Raw genomic sequence first — 14,768 nt, forward strand, 5'->3', positions numbered from 1 at the left:
GGTCACACAATTAAAAATGAAATCTTTTGCCATTTGGCAAAAAGTGATTTTAGCGTATATTTTTTCTTATCCTGCTCAATGAAGATTGGGTAACACCAAGATAAGAAGCAATATAGGAGAGTGGAATACGATTGACAACGGTAGGATAGATTTCAAGAAACCTAAGATATCGGGTAGTTGCATCTTCCGAAACAAGTGGGCTTCGCCTTTCTACTTTTTGGATCAGTGCTCTTGAAATAATTTTATGAACAATAGCCTCCCATCCAACAATCGTTTGTAAAAGTTCCAGCCAGTCTTTTCTTGAAAAAACAATCATTGTACAATCGGTTACTGCCTGAACATAAGTACTGGAGCAGATTTCATTATCAAAACTTTCCAGATCTACTACCATATTATTTTCTTCAATAAAATATTTAGTGATCTCTTCCCCTTTATTATCATAATAGCATACCCGTAAAATACCATCTACTGTAAATCCCACCTGTCGTGCGATTTTTCCCGCCTCCGAAAAATAGGCATCTTTTGCAAGATGAAGTTCAGTTGCTTTGCTTGCAATAAAGTCGATCTGCTGTTGGTTCAAATTCCCAAACCTTAAGATAAAGTCGAATAGTTCTTTCATGCCCGAAATTTAGTCAAAGATAATGGTTAAGTTTTTGCCATTTGGCAAAAAGTAGCAAGCATCTGGACAAATCTAGGTCTTATATTGTTAAAATTAAAACCACAAAGTCACAAAAGTTTTTAAACACTCTGTCATTGCGAACCGAAGGTGAAGCAATCTCAATCAAGAATTACAATTACAAAAAGCACAGAAGTTTTTAGAATATTGATGTTTAGATTCTTTCAGAATGACAAAGACTGTGTATAAAGTGCATATAAGAAATGAAAAGCAAAATTTAATATCTGCATGAATAGATAAACTAAGTAAAATTAAAGTATCGAAGTCATTAGTTTTAATTAAATAATTTCCTGAATTCCAATGGCGACTGATTAGTCTTTTGCTTGAATAGTTTACTGAAAGACTGCGGATGTTCAAATCCAAGCTCATATGCAATTTCACTCACTGAAAGGGCCGTTGTACTCAAGCGCTCTTTTGCGGAGTCAATTAATTTATTCTGAATATGCTGTTGGGTATTTTGTTGGGTGTGGATACGCAATAGTGTTCCCAGATAATTGGGAGAAATATTCATTTTTTCTGCTATATCTTTTACTGAAGGAACTCCGTTTTCCAGAAGATTTCCATTTTCAAAATATTGTGAAAGGACCTGCTCAAATCTATCAAGAAGCTCATGGCTGGACTTTTTCCGGGTTAAAAACTGACGTTCGTAAAACCGTTCGGAATAAATCAATAATAATTCAATTTGTGCCACAATTAATTCTTGTGTGAATTTATCAATATTTGATTGGTATTCTTTTTCGATACTTTTGAAAATATCTACAATGGTCTGTTCTTCTTTATCGGAAAGGAAAAGGGCTTCTTTAACCTGGTAGCTGAAGAAATCATAGGACTTTAACTTATTGGCCAATGAAGTATTCCATAAAAAATCAGGATGAATTACCAATAACCAGCCGGTAGGTTCCACTTCAACTTCCGGTTTTATCTCGAGTTTCAGAAACTGAAGAGGTGAAACAAAACATAAAACCCCGGAATCGAAGTCGTATTCCTGCTGGCCATAATTAAACTTAGCATGGACATTCCGTTTTAAACCAATAGAATAAAAATTCTGTATCCATTTGAGTTCACTGTCATCCGTTGGATAGTTCACCTTACTGTAATCGATCAGGCTGATTAAAGGATGCTCAGGATTGGGCAGGTTACAAAAAGCATGAAATTCAGAAATTGAATTAAAGCGAAATGTCTTTTTCATGATACTAAGTTATTTAATTATTTTGAATTGATTTTAGGTAAATATTCTTCGTCCAGGCCCTGGCTGATACGGTTACAATTTACTGATGAATAATCGTGGTTATTGTAGGTTCTCATTCAAGCCAGCTGATGAATCTCTTAAATTAAATGACAGTAGATAAAGTCAGATTTTCCCACTTTTCTGCATCATCTGTGATGATCTTGATTTTATTATCCAAAAAGTCAGAAGTACCACTTCCTAATAAAAAGTGAACGGGTGGATTTTGTTCTTCACTGATTGCAATTAAAGCTTCAGCACCTTTTCCTGGATCATTGGGTTGATTTCCATTGATTTCATCAAGATGGGACTGTTCCGAATTTCTTGCTGTTTCATACTCCTGAATAACATTTTCTGGTGTCTTTATGGAATCTTTGCTTAAGAAATCGGTTCGGAAATATCCGGGATATACCACGGTAGCTTTTACCCCAAAATCTTTAATTTCTTCTGCAAGAGCCTCCGTAAGTCCAGCCACTGCAAATTTTGTTGAACAGTAAATTCCCCAACCCGGAAAATTTCCTGAATAACCTCCAATAGACGAGATATTGAAAATATGTCCTGATCTTTGCTCACGAAGATGAGGCATTGCATTTCGGATCACATTTAAAGTCCCGAAGACATTAATATCAAAATTAGCTCTGGCTTCTTTGTCTGTGAGCTCTTCTAAAGTTCCAATCTGTCCATATCCTGCATTATTTACAATGACATCAAGGCGTCCGAAGTGATCTATACTTTTGGAAATTGCTGCCTTTACATCTTCGTTATCCGTTAAATTAACTTCCAATGGCAGAAAATTTTCAGATGTTTCCCCGATTTCCGAAATTAATGATTGTGAATTTCTGCTTGTAGCAACAACGCGATAATTTTTCTCTAATAGCTTTTTAACTAAAGCTAGTCCTAAACCTTTCGACGCTCCTGTGATGAACCATACTTTTTTTGTTTCCATTTTTTATTTGTTTAAATGATGATGCAAAGATGAAAAGATACAAAACAGGAAATGTAGCCCGATCAACGAATGATGTAATCAAATCGTGAATGTGGAGATAAAAGGGACTGCTTGATCTGTATAGGTAGTTTCTACAATTGAATGTGTACTATAAAAAAGATGGGAAAAATGGCCACATATCGCCGAAAAAATAAGTAAAATTGCATTTCGAAATTCAAGGCTATATTTTTAATTAAAAGAGAGGTAATAAATGAAGAGATTCAGAAAGGTGTTTTTGCTAGTGTTGATTGGTATTTCAGGTTTAGTTCTGTCACAAACTGCTGCAAAGGTGATTGGTATTAAAGATGGTGATACTATTTTAGTTCTCGATAAAAATAATAATCAAACCACATTACGCCTTGCAGAAGTAGATTGCCCGGAAAAAGGACAACCATTTGGGAAAAATGCAAAACAGTTCACAAGTGATCTTGTTTATGGAAAATCTATTCAGTTTGAGAAAACAGATACAGACAGGTATGGCAGAATAATCGCCAAAGTTTATTTTGATAATGGAAAGTATCTTTCTGAAGAAATTATAAAAGGAGGTTTTGGATGGTGGTATTACCAATATTCTGATAACGAAAACCTGGGGGTGCTTGAATCAAAGGCAAGAGCAATGAAATTGGGATTGTGGTCGGAAAACGAAACGGTTTCCCCTTGGGAATGGAGAAAGGCAAAAAGAGCTGCTTCTCAGCTGAAAGCAAAAGCTAAATTATCATCAGTCCCGTTAAAAGTAATCGCAAAATAGATCTTTCTGTGAAGAGGTGCTTAGGAATTGCTTTGTTTTCTGTAAACGAATTGATGCCTCCGATAATTTCTGTGAAGAAGATTTCTACAAGGACCCAAAGTATTTCCAATATTAATCTGGTAGGGAATTGACCTGTATTATACGTCTTTTATAAAATCTTCATATTCGTAATAAAACCTTTCAAAACCATCCATTTTTTCAACAAAAAATTCAAATATTTCGCTCCATGTATTTTTATTGAAAATGGAAACCTGATGTTTTTCAATCCATATTTTACTGATTACTTTTCCATTGTCCAGAGTAAAATATTCTTCCTTATTAAAAGTCCCTACATACTCTTTTAAAATATCCTCTAAGGACCAGATCTTTTCATAGTAGGCATTTCTGAAAATTTCATCCTTCATTTCAATATCCAGGGAAACCTCAGCCTTCTTGTTATCTGCATTAAATTTAAAGGAAAAGTCTTTGACTTTTGTATCATATAATATCCATTTCCTGGGAAATGACTTTCCAAAAGCGGTCCAAAACTCTTTCTTTAATTGCTGTGCTTCTTGTTTACTGAACATAGCACAAATTTAATGAATTATGGGGAAAGGCAAAAAAGCAAAAAAGCAAAATAGCAAATTTGCAGAATCGTAAAACTGTTAAAGTGGTGTGGAGCTAGAAAAAGCCTGCCAAGGAATGGAATAATTGAGTTACGAAAGCTATAAAGCGATTTGGTGACTTCGTATACCAACGTTTTTACAGTTTAGCAAATCAGCGATTTAACAATTCAGCAAATTAGCAAATCAGCCTTTTTACCAAATATGAAACTATTTTCTTAAATTTGCTGTAATGCTGTCTAAAAAATCTCAATATGCTTTTAAGGCACTTTCATATCTTGTAGAAAAAAGAAATGAAGGACCTACTCTTATTTCCGAAATTGCAGAACACAAGAAAATTCCGCTTAAGTTTTTGGAAAATATCCTGCTTGAACTTAAAAAATCGAGTATCCTCGATAGTAAAAAAGGAAAGGGTGGTGGATATTTCTTCAAAGAAAACCCGGCTAATGTAAAATTGGCTAAAATTATCCGTTTAGTGAACGGTCCTATTGCAATGCTTCCATGTGTAAGTCTTAATTTCTATGAAAAATGTGATGATTGCAATGAAGATCATTGTGGTTTGCACGATGTCCTGATTGAAGTTCGGGATGCATCCCTTAAAATTCTCGAAGAAAAAACATTAATGGATTTGATCGACTGATCTGATCCTTTTTTTTGAATAAATAGTCTACTTTTTTGGTAGGATAATTATTTTGTTTGATATTTGCAACACGCCAAATAAACAGACTATGATTGCAAAAGATGATGCGGATACCGTAAAACTGATTTTACCAAAGAATAAGATAATCACCAGAGAATTTTCAATTGGACATTTTGTAAGGTCACAAAGTAATGCAGAGCAGTGTATGCTGGATTTAAGTGTTGAGGTATTTATAGTAATGAAGAGAGGGTATGGTAATTTCTAGAAAAGTTCAGGTAAGATTAAATGTACTGTTGGTTACTGTTGCATTATTGTTAATTGTAATATCCTCAATGTATAGTTTGGGCTATTTGGATGAACTTTTGAATATCCTTGCTAAAGACAATTACATTTTTTACTGGATGATCTTAGTAGGTGTTTTTGCAGAGATCGTAGCAGGATCAATGGGTATGGGATATGGAGTGATTTGTACAACGACCTTGCTCTTTCTGAATATTCCTCCTCATATTGTAAGTGCAAGTATTCATTCTGCAGAAAGCTTTACTACCGCTGCAGGTAGTATCAGTCATATTAAGCTAAAGAATGTAAGCAAAACATTAGTTAAGAAATTAGCTGTTCCGGCAGTTATTGGAGCTGTCATCGGTGCTCTGTCTCTAACCTATCTTGGAGAATATTATTCAAAAATTACCAAAACCATCATTGCTTTTTATACTTTATATCTGGGAATTCAAATCTTGTCCAATGCTTTTAAACCCAAGCAGAATAAAGCTTTAAAAAAGAAGACCAACTTAACAAGATTAGGAGTGATCGGTGGATTTATAGATTCTTTTGCCGGTGGAGGTTGGGGACCTTTAGTAACCGGGACTTTAATCAAAAATGCTTTTACTCCAAGATTTGCAGTTGGAAGTTCGACCGTTGCCAAATTTATTTTAACCATAACCGCCGCGGTTACGTTCTTTTTTACTTTAGGAATTCAGCATTGGAATATTATTCTTGGACTTTTAATGGGAGGGATCGTTACTGCTCCATTCTCTGCGATGCTTACAGCAAGGTTGCCTGTAAAAAGAATGTTTTTATTCATTGGATCATTAGTTATTATTATGAGTTTAATTACTATCTATAAATCTGTTTTCAAATAAGCATATGATTATTGTGGAAAAATAAAGACCCTAATGATGCGTTTGATTTTGAAAATATTTTACTTTTACATCATAATAAACGGAAAATGAATTTACATATCATTGCGCTTTTCAAGTTTAATGAAAACTATTTGATGGAAGCGGTAGAATTGTTTCAGAATTTGGTAAGAGAAACAAGAAAAGAAGAAGGCTGTCTGCAATACGACCTTATCGAAGATAAAGATAATAAGGGAACCTTCTTTATGATTGAACTATGGGAAACAGTAGAACACCATAATAATCATATGGGACAGGATCATCTTCTTAATTTCCGCAGGGATACTTCAAGAATGATGGAAAGTTCAACTGAAGTGTACAAAGGGTTTAAGATCTACTAAAAGAAAGATAATAAAAGGCTGCTTACGATTGTAAACAGCCTTTTTTAGAAAAAATAGAAAGTATTAAAATTTAAAATTGAAATTATTTTACAATTAACTTTTTGGTTTCTGTGTTTCCACCATAAGTTATTTTAACAAGGTACGTTCCTGAAGTAAGGGTAGATAAGTTCAGGTCTTGCTTATAAAAACCGGATTGATTCGTTAATTCAGCCTTATAAACTTGTTTTCCTGAAAGGTCATATACTTCAATATTTCCTTTGCTGTTTGCTTTTTCTTTTACATCAAACAGAACTGTTACTTTTTTATCAGCTCCTGTTGGGTTTGGATAAATACCAAAAGATGCTTTTGTACCAATCTCTTTAACCCCTAAAGTTGCTGTAATATTTTTGTACTTGAAATACATATTACCTGTAGTAGCACCTTCATTGGAGATGAAATACATTCTGTAATATTCAGATCCTCTTTTTACATAATAAACAGCATCGTTGTAAACCCCTGAAACAGGCTTCCATGAATGACCGATGGCGGTAATTTTATTTGAAAAAGCTCCAGCTGCCGGTAAGTTGGAAGTAGGTGTTGCCTGCGTTTCAGGTTGTACTTTTGCTACAGTAACCGATGGATTTTGGATAACCCCAGCCATTTTATACATCATGGATCCCCCAGGATAAGTGTAGTCAGTCCAGTATCTTGTAAACATAAGATCCCAATTAGCCTTTGATGGTTCAAGGTTAGCTACCTTGTCTTCTGTTGCGAATGAGAAATAATTGAAGTAAGCATCATCTGCTCCGTTAGCTATAGTTTTGGTTTGTGTAGTACCCCAAGCTGTTCCGTTCCATTTTGAATACTTAAAAGTATACCCACCGAAGTAATCGGTGATCATAAATTTAATATAGGTGTTTGTATTAGTCGCAGTGGTATACTTTAATACAAAGATTACTTTTCCATCTATATGATGAGTTGCACCATTGTAATCACCCCAGCCATAGGCTGCAGATCCCTGTTCAAATGCTCCTTCCTGAATAGAAGTGGTTTGATCCGGATTATACAAAATAGGTCCCCACGACGCTATATTGGCAATATTGATATTATCCCATTCTGCTGGTACTGCAGAAGCCTGATAGACTTCTACTCTTTGGGCATCATTAATTCTTGTCCCAAAACTCATACTTGAATTTCGAAAGAAGGCAATATCCCAGGTATTAGCGGGTTGAGATACAATATTGTTTGCACTAAAATCAAAAAATACACGATTTTGGTAATCCGCTCCAGTTGTTAAATTCACGGTACTGTATCCATTAGCATCTGTTTGTGCCAGTACTGTCTGCTGAACACTCAATGCAAACATTGAAGCCAAAAGTAGTTTTGTTCTCATCTCCTTATTGTTGTTATTTAGAATTATTCTACAAAAATATGTTTTTATTTTTAATGATTCTAAATAAAAACATGATTTTTATCGTGTTTTTATTTTAATTTTTATTAACATCTCTGTATTGATGAGTGTTTCGGGTGTTTTTGTAAATAAAAAAGGCTGACTTAGAAAAGCCAGCCTTAATAAAATGTAAGGTAATATCTAATAAATCTTACTTTTTTATAAATTTTGATTGTGTTATTGTTCCTTCAGCAGTTTGGATAGCGATATAATAAATACCTGTTTGTAGTCTGCTGATATCAAATCTTTGATTATTTAATTTTCCCTCAGCTACTTTTTGTCCTGCTGCCGAATAAACCTGAATATTTTTTGGATCTTTTTTAGCTACAAATTGTAAAGCAGTATTTTCTGTGTTGACAGCGAATCTAATAATGTTATCTGGTTTAAGATTGTCAGAGATTGCTAAAGTAGAGGTTGGAGCAAAGATCACATTATCAATCTGAAATGCAGAATGTATAGTTGATGGCTGAATCTTAAATGCTATAAATTTTGCGGATGTTGCAGGAATTGTATATGTATAAGTTTGAGAAGTTGATTGTAATGCAACCGGAGTTGTAATAGCAACAAAAGAAGATGCATCACCAGCACTGTTTACAGTTCCAACCTGTATGGTTCCTGCAGCTCCAGGAAAAGAACCTGTAGAGATTTGAGAATCAAATTTTAATGTTTGTGTCCCATTAATTATGATTAGTTCTGGAGTGATGATATATGTTGGATTTACAATATCTGTAGAACTATAAGCTTGAACAAAATTATTAGGTGATACTAGCGCATATGGACTTGGTCTATTAGAAGTCCAGTTATTTTGAGGAAGAGAGGCTCCTGAGAAAGTAGAGAAATTTTCATTAATCGTTGCTACTTGTGCAGTAGCAGTAATTGTTGAAAATAGCAAAGCTCCAAAAAGTAGTTTTATGTTCATAACTTTATTTTTATTTAGAATTATTTGACAAAAGTAATAAATTATTTTTAACTGTTCTAAATAAAGCATTATATTTGTCGAAAATTTTGCGTTTATGAAGAAGAAGGTGCTTTCTATACTTTCATTATCCACGGTCTTGTGGATAAATGCACAGGAAAAAGATTCTCTAAATCAAAAAAAAATAGAAGAAGTTGTCATTACGGGACAATATATGCAGCAATCCATTAATAAATCTATTTATAAAGTTGAGGTAATTGATGCAGAGCAAATAAAAAATATGGCGGCTACTAATGCTGCTGATGTTCTTAACCAAACCTTAAACATACAAATTACACCAAATACAAATTCCGGAAATTCTACCGCGAATATTATGGGATTGGGTGGAGACTATGTGAAAATATTGATAGATAATATCCCTGTAGTAGGAGATACTGGTTTGGGAAGCAATATTGATCTTACCAAAATCAGTTTGAGTAATATTGAGCGGATAGAAATTGTGAAAGGAAGCATGGGGGTTGAATATGGTAATGGGGCGTTGGCTGGAGTTATCAATATTATTACAAAAAAGAGCAGTAGTAAAAAATTAAGTATCAGAGCAGCTGTACAGGAAGAAACAGTTAGAGATGGTTATGACTTAAGAAAGAGAGGTAAGGGTAGACACATTCAGAACGTCAATGTTGGATATAATTTTAATGATCACTGGTTTACGAATATCAGCTTCAACCATAATCAGTTTATGGGATATCAGGGAAACAGTGAGGGATATAAATATTATGGACAGGATAATAAAAGAGGTCTTGAATGGAATCCTAAAGACCAATATGAGGCAACCGGCTTAATTAAATATACTAAAAATAAGACTTCAATTTTTTATAAGGTATCCTATCTAAGTGAGAAATTTAATTTTTATAATCCAAAAGTGGAGAGAATTTCTCTCAATGATGGGCAGGGTGGTGTAACTTATACAAGTACCGACCGGGAATATAATACAGAACGCTGGCTTCATCAGCTGAATGTTCAGACTAATTTAGGTGGGATTCGTTATACAGGAGACTTTTCTTATCAGAATCAGGACAGGAAGTATTTTGATTATGTTTATGATATACCTAGCAGAGCAAGAGATACAAATTTTGATGAAAGGTCTTATTACAAAACAGATGTATTCTATTCAAGAGGGATGTTCAGTAATTTTTTAGATAATAAGAAATTTGATTTCCAGCTGGGTTATGAATTAGATCATACCAATGGTTCAGCAGCGCTAATAGCAGGTGAATTTAATGGAGAGAATATCCGAAGAAAAATTTTCACTTATGGTAATTTTATTTCAGCAGAATGGAATGTATCAGATAAATTCTCATTAAGACCGGGAGCAAGGTTATCATTAAGTAATAAATTTGATAATCAATTTAATTACTCACTTTCAGCTCGTTTAAAGACATCTGAAAATTCAAATCTCCGAGGTATTTTCGGAACAGCTAATCGATATCCTACCTATGATGAGTTATTTACTTATTTTGTGAATGTAAATCATGATATCCAGGGAAATCCGGATCTTAATCCTGAAAAAGGATATTCTATCGGGGCATTCTGGGATCAAGGTTTTCCTATAGGCGATGGATGGAAATTCAATTACAGTTTGGAGGCCTTGTATGTTGATCTTAAGGATAAAATTGAAATGGTAATGATAAAAAGGCCTTCTACATATAAATATATGAATATTGATACTTACAGAAGTCTTTTATTTGCGGCAAATGCTAACATTGTAAAGGATCAGTTTACTTTGGGGTTAAGAACTTCATTAAACGGAATCTCTGTATCAAAACAAGATATGGATATTAGTTCTCCAACTGATTTTCAATATAATTTCCAGGCAGGAGCTAATGTTTCTTACAAACTGAAAAATAGTGGTACAGGATTCAACCTTTATTATAAATATACAGGTCCCTCAAGATTATATGTATTAGAAGAAAACTCTTTCCGTTTGGGAAAAAACGATGGATTCCACATGATGGACTTTATTGTAAGCCAGCCGTTTTGGAAGAATCAGCTTGAACTTTCTGTAGGGGTTAAAAACATCTTTGATGTAACTTCAATTAATACTACTGCCAATGGGGGGAATGCTCATAGTGCTGGTTCTGATCGTCTGAACTTATATTACGGAAGAAGCTATTTCGCAAGATTAATGTATCAATTCTAAAAATAAACATATCATGAAGTTTTTAAAGATATTTTCATTTCTATTCATCATAATTGCTGTACAATCATGTCTTTCAGCAGATGAAGATCCTGTTCAAGTGCCACCAATTACAGGTTCAGTAATTGATGCTGATGTCGGTGGACCGACAGAATCTGATCAAGTCTGGATAGATCTTAGCGATTCAAAAAAGCTTACTACCAACAAAAGAACAGACTGGGACATTGCATTTTACACAGGAGACGACTATAGAGTCATTTTAAACGGTTCTTTGGCGATGGCGGTTGCAAAAATTCCTAATGCAACTAATATTAATGCCGTGAAAGAATCTGATGTCGCTAATCTTAAGGGAATTGTTCAGGTGGGAACATTTAATCCTGCGAATATGCAATATGTGGATAATCCTAATGGTAATTTTTTGACTCAATCTTCGGGTATTGATGCCATAAAAGAAAATGATGCTGATAATCCCATTTATCTGGTTAATTTAGGTCGAAACTTAGCTGATCCAAATTCTAACATCGCAGCAGGTTCTGTTTCATTGTCATCTGATCCAAGAGGATGGAAAAAAATTCAAATTTTAAGAGCTCCCAATGGATATAAAATCAGATATGCAGATTTAAATGATTTGAATTATCAAGAATATATTATAACGAAAGATACTGAGTATAATTTTAATTTTTTCAATCTTAAGACTGGAACTCCTGCTAATATTCAACCAAAGAAAAAGAATTGGGATTTGGCTTTTACTACTTTTACTAATGAAGTGGTAGATCCTGCAACAGGATTGAGTGCAGGAAGTTATTTCTATGCTGATTTTATTATTACCAATATAACTAGTGGAGTAAGTGCTTATCAGGTGACAGTTACGGGTAGTTTAGATCAGGCATATAATTCATTTAAGCTAAGTAACGTAGATCCTACCAAGCTTGTTTCTAATGATCAAAGAGCAATCGGAGATAAGTGGAGGACGACTACCGGAACCAGTGACGTTGCAGGTGCTTTCGTTTATGCTGATCGTTTCTTTGTATTAAAAGATGCTGAAGGTTTCTATTTTAAACTAAGGTTTAATAAAATGAAAGACCCTCAAGGAAACCGTGGACATGCCAGCTTCGAATTCGAACCTTTATAATAAATCAAATAAATAGTATATCATGAAGAAAATAGTTTTAGTGGTATCCGTGCTTTTAGCAGTATATTCTTGCAAAAAGGCAGAAGGAGCTAAACAAGAAAATACAACAGAGGCTGTTTCCTCTGAAACACCAAAAAGCAATAACAAAATTGTAACATTAAGCGGTGGAATTACGGAAATTGTAAGTGCTTTAGGTCACGAAAAAGAAATTGTAGGAACCGACGTTACAAGTACATATCCTGAAAGTTTAAAGACAACAGCTAAAAATTTAGGCCATGTAAGATCAATAACGATCGAGCCTATTATGGCGGTAAATCCTACATTAATATTGGCGTCTGATAAAGATATCAATCCTGAATTAATGGGAAAAATTAAATCATCAGGGATTAAAGCTGAAGTTTTCAAACAGGAATATTCTGTTGAAGGAACTAAAAAATTAATCGAACAGGTTGCAAAAGCTATCGGTAATACAGATTATCAGAAATTAAATGATAAAATTGATGCTGATTTGAAGCAGGTTCAGCCTCTTGCTAAAAAGCCTAAAGTATTGTTTATCTACGCGAGAGGAAACATGTTGATGGTTTCCGGGACAAAAACACCCATGGATGCTTTGATTACTCTTGCAGGAGGACAAAATGCTGTGACAGAATTCGAAGATTTCAAACCATTGACTCCTGAGGCTGTTGTAAAAGCTAATCCGGATGTATTATTCTTCTTCTCATCAGGATTAGAAGGAGCTGGTGGAAATGAAGGGGCTCTTAAAATGCCAGGTGTTTCTCAGACAAATGCCGGTAAAAATAAAAAGATTATTGCTATGGATGGAGGCCTGGTTTCAGGTTTCGGACCAAGAGTAGGAGAGGCTGCAGTAGGATTAAACAAACTATTAATTGAAAACACAAAGTAAACTATACTTTTATTTAACTATAAGTACCATACTGCTTGTCATTATAGCAGTATGGTCACTTAATACAGGGGTTTATAATTTTAACGGAGCTTCTCCGTATAAAATTTTGTGGGAGGTTATAAAAGGAAATGAAAATGTATCGCTTAGCGATAAATATGTGATATGGGATGTTCGTGCTGCAAGAATCATCATGGCAATCTTAATTGGAAGCATGCTGGCAGTCTCAGGAACAGGTTTGCAGGGGCTTTTCAAAAATCCATTAGCGACGGGAGATTTAATAGGACTGACTTCCGGAGCAACACTACTTGCTGCTATTGCCATTGTTTTAGGAGGGTATTTCAAACAATATCTTCCTGAGGTAATACAATTTTCATTGGTAGGTATTTCTGCTTTTATAGGAGCTTTTCTATCCATGATGCTGGTGTATCGGATTTCTACAAGTGGTGGAAAAACAAATGTGGTCATGATGTTGCTTACAGGAGTAGCTATCACCGCCATTGGATTTTCAATCACGGGTTTTTTGATTTACATTTCAAAAGACGAGCAATTGAGAGATTTAACTTTCTGGAATCTGGGAAGTCTGGCAGCAGCCACCTGGACGAAGAATATTGTTTTAGGTATTGTTTTGATTATTTCTTATGTAATTTTAATACCAAAAGGAAAAGCATTGAATGCGATGATGTTAGGAGAGAAAGATGCTCAGCATTTAGGGATTAATGTCGAAAGACTTAAGAAACAGATCATCGTTATTGTTGCATTAATGGTTGGAACTTCAGTAGGATTTTCCGGGACGATAGGCTTTGTGGGTCTTATTGTACCGTACATTTTAAGGTTGTTGTTCAAGTCTAATTATGCATTTATACTGCCATTGTCTGCGGTATGTGGGAGTGTTTTGCTTTTAACAGCTGATACATTCAGCCGAAGTATAGTAGAACCTTCAGAATTACCGATCGGCATTCTTACTGCATTAATGGGAGGACCGATCTTTATAGCTATTTTAATTAAATTTAAAAAATCACTTTAATGATAAAGGCACATCAGATCAGCTATAAACATAAAGAATTTCATATTCTTGATGGAGTGGATGTCTCATTGGGATATGGTGAGTTTTTAGCTATTGTAGGACCCAATGGTGCAGGGAAATCCAGCCTGTTAAGTGTTTTAGCGAATGAAATAAAATCAGGAAAACAGAAAGTTTTATTCAAAGACAAATCCATTTCTGAATGGAATGTTATAGAATTAGCAAAACATAAAGCCAAATTTTCTCAACACAATAGCAATGATATTCCTCTGGAAGTAAAAGATGTTGTGATGATGGGGAGATATCCTTATTTCGATGCACAACCCCGAAAAGAGGATTTGGAAGCGATGAATAATATGATGTATGAAACAGATGTTTATCATTTGAAAGATAGAGAATATAACACTTTATCTGGTGGTGAAAAGCAACGGGTTCATCTTTCACGAGTGCTGGCACAATTGCAAAATGAAATTGCTCATAAGCTATTATTCCTGGATGAGCCTCTGAATAATCTCGACGTTAAGCATCAGTATAAAGCACTGGAAATAATAAAGAATTTTACTAAAAAAGCAAACAGTGCCATTGTCGTTTTACATGATTTAAATTTAGCAGCTCAGTATGCTGATAAAATATTATTAATGAAATCAGGACGGGTTTCAGCTTATGGAACACCACAGGAAGTTTTTACTGCTGAAAATATAAGCAATGCTTACAATTTCCCGTGTACCATTTGTGATCACCCAATTACGAATAACCCAATGATCATTTTTGGATAAC

16 protein-coding genes are annotated in these 14,768 nt (G+C 34.4%); 10 read left to right on the forward strand and 6 right to left on the reverse strand.

Going from position 1 to position 14,768, the window contains the following annotated elements; all coding sequences use genetic code 11:
* Positions 1-49 precede the first annotated feature (49 nt).
* The 3 genes from CEY12_RS21685 to CEY12_RS21695 all read right to left on the reverse strand — a co-directional run bounded on the left by CEY12_RS21685 (position 50) and on the right by CEY12_RS21695 (position 2,847).
* Complete coding sequence (locus tag CEY12_RS21685; RefSeq protein WP_089029642.1) at positions 50-619, reverse strand: Crp/Fnr family transcriptional regulator; 570 nt, start codon at positions 617-619, stop codon at positions 50-52.
* A 331-nt stretch (positions 620-950) separates the two neighbouring features.
* Complete coding sequence (locus tag CEY12_RS21690; RefSeq protein WP_089029643.1) at positions 951-1,865, reverse strand: helix-turn-helix domain-containing protein; 915 nt, start codon at positions 1,863-1,865, stop codon at positions 951-953.
* A 142-nt stretch (positions 1,866-2,007) separates the two neighbouring features.
* Positions 2,008-2,847, reverse strand: a complete 840-nt coding sequence (locus CEY12_RS21695) for an SDR family NAD(P)-dependent oxidoreductase (protein ID WP_089029644.1) — start codon at positions 2,845-2,847, stop codon at positions 2,008-2,010.
* A gap of 250 nt (positions 2,848-3,097) precedes the next feature.
* Between CEY12_RS21695 and CEY12_RS21700 the strand changes: the two genes are divergently transcribed.
* Positions 3,098-3,634, forward strand: a complete 537-nt coding sequence (locus CEY12_RS21700; RefSeq protein ID WP_089029645.1) for a thermonuclease family protein — start codon at positions 3,098-3,100, stop codon at positions 3,632-3,634.
* A gap of 137 nt (positions 3,635-3,771) precedes the next feature.
* On the opposite strand, the gene CEY12_RS21705 is transcribed toward CEY12_RS21700, so the two are convergent.
* Entirely contained in the window at positions 3,772-4,200 is a 429-nt protein-coding gene (locus CEY12_RS21705; protein WP_089029646.1) for a DUF4268 domain-containing protein, read from the reverse strand.
* Between the two features lie 268 nt (positions 4,201-4,468).
* On the opposite strand from CEY12_RS21705, the gene CEY12_RS21710 reads away from it, so the two are divergent.
* From CEY12_RS21710 to CEY12_RS21720, 4 genes are all read left to right on the forward strand, one after another.
* Positions 4,469-4,876 (forward strand): RrF2 family transcriptional regulator, encoded by a 408-nt coding sequence (locus tag CEY12_RS21710; RefSeq protein WP_089029647.1) that lies wholly within the window; start codon positions 4,469-4,471, stop codon positions 4,874-4,876.
* 88 nt (positions 4,877-4,964) lie between these two features.
* Positions 4,965-5,141 carry a hypothetical protein gene (locus CEY12_RS22415; RefSeq protein WP_157676878.1) on the forward strand — a complete coding sequence of 59 codons (177 nt, stop codon included), beginning with the start codon at positions 4,965-4,967 and terminating at the stop codon, positions 5,139-5,141.
* Positions 5,128-6,015 (forward strand): sulfite exporter TauE/SafE family protein, encoded by an 888-nt coding sequence (locus tag CEY12_RS21715; protein WP_089029648.1) that lies wholly within the window; start codon positions 5,128-5,130, stop codon positions 6,013-6,015. Before CEY12_RS22415 ends, CEY12_RS21715 begins: the two co-directional genes overlap by 14 nt.
* An 86-nt stretch (positions 6,016-6,101) precedes the next feature.
* Entirely contained in the window at positions 6,102-6,392 is a 291-nt protein-coding gene (locus CEY12_RS21720) for a putative quinol monooxygenase (RefSeq protein ID WP_089029969.1), read from the forward strand.
* 82 nt (positions 6,393-6,474) lie between these two features.
* On the opposite strand, the gene CEY12_RS21725 is transcribed toward CEY12_RS21720, so the two are convergent.
* Together CEY12_RS21725 and CEY12_RS21730 are read right to left on the reverse strand one after the other, a co-directional pair.
* Positions 6,475-7,764 (reverse strand): T9SS type A sorting domain-containing protein, encoded by a 1,290-nt coding sequence (locus tag CEY12_RS21725; RefSeq protein ID WP_089029649.1) that lies wholly within the window; start codon positions 7,762-7,764, stop codon positions 6,475-6,477.
* Positions 7,765-7,972: 208 nt separating this feature from the next.
* Entirely contained in the window at positions 7,973-8,740 is a 768-nt protein-coding gene (locus CEY12_RS21730) for a T9SS type A sorting domain-containing protein (protein WP_157676879.1), read from the reverse strand.
* A gap of 94 nt (positions 8,741-8,834) precedes the next feature.
* Between CEY12_RS21730 and CEY12_RS21735 the strand changes: the two genes are divergently transcribed.
* The 5 genes from CEY12_RS21735 to CEY12_RS21755 are packed head-to-tail and all read left to right on the forward strand — an operon-like array spanning position 8,835 to position 14,767.
* Positions 8,835-10,937, forward strand: a complete 2,103-nt coding sequence (locus tag CEY12_RS21735) for a TonB-dependent receptor plug domain-containing protein (RefSeq protein ID WP_089029651.1) — start codon at positions 8,835-8,837, stop codon at positions 10,935-10,937.
* Positions 10,938-10,950: 13 nt separating this feature from the next.
* A complete protein-coding gene (locus CEY12_RS21740; RefSeq protein WP_089029652.1) occupies positions 10,951-12,066 on the forward strand; it encodes an HmuY family protein in 1,116 nt (371 codons plus the stop codon).
* A 22-nt stretch (positions 12,067-12,088) separates the two neighbouring features.
* Entirely contained in the window at positions 12,089-12,970 is an 882-nt protein-coding gene (locus CEY12_RS21745) for a hemin ABC transporter substrate-binding protein (protein ID WP_089029653.1), read from the forward strand.
* Positions 12,954-13,994, forward strand: a complete 1,041-nt coding sequence (locus CEY12_RS21750; RefSeq protein ID WP_089029654.1) for a FecCD family ABC transporter permease — start codon at positions 12,954-12,956, stop codon at positions 13,992-13,994. The genes CEY12_RS21745 and CEY12_RS21750 overlap by 17 nt, the downstream gene beginning before the upstream one ends.
* Entirely contained in the window at positions 13,994-14,767 is a 774-nt protein-coding gene (locus CEY12_RS21755) for a heme ABC transporter ATP-binding protein (RefSeq protein WP_089029655.1), read from the forward strand. Before CEY12_RS21750 ends, CEY12_RS21755 begins: the two co-directional genes overlap by 1 nt.
* The last annotated feature ends 1 nt before the right edge of the window (position 14,768 follow it).

This window comes from Chryseobacterium sp. T16E-39, from assembly GCF_002216065.1.
In the GTDB taxonomy this organism is placed as follows: Bacteria; Bacteroidota; Bacteroidia; order Flavobacteriales; family Weeksellaceae; genus Chryseobacterium.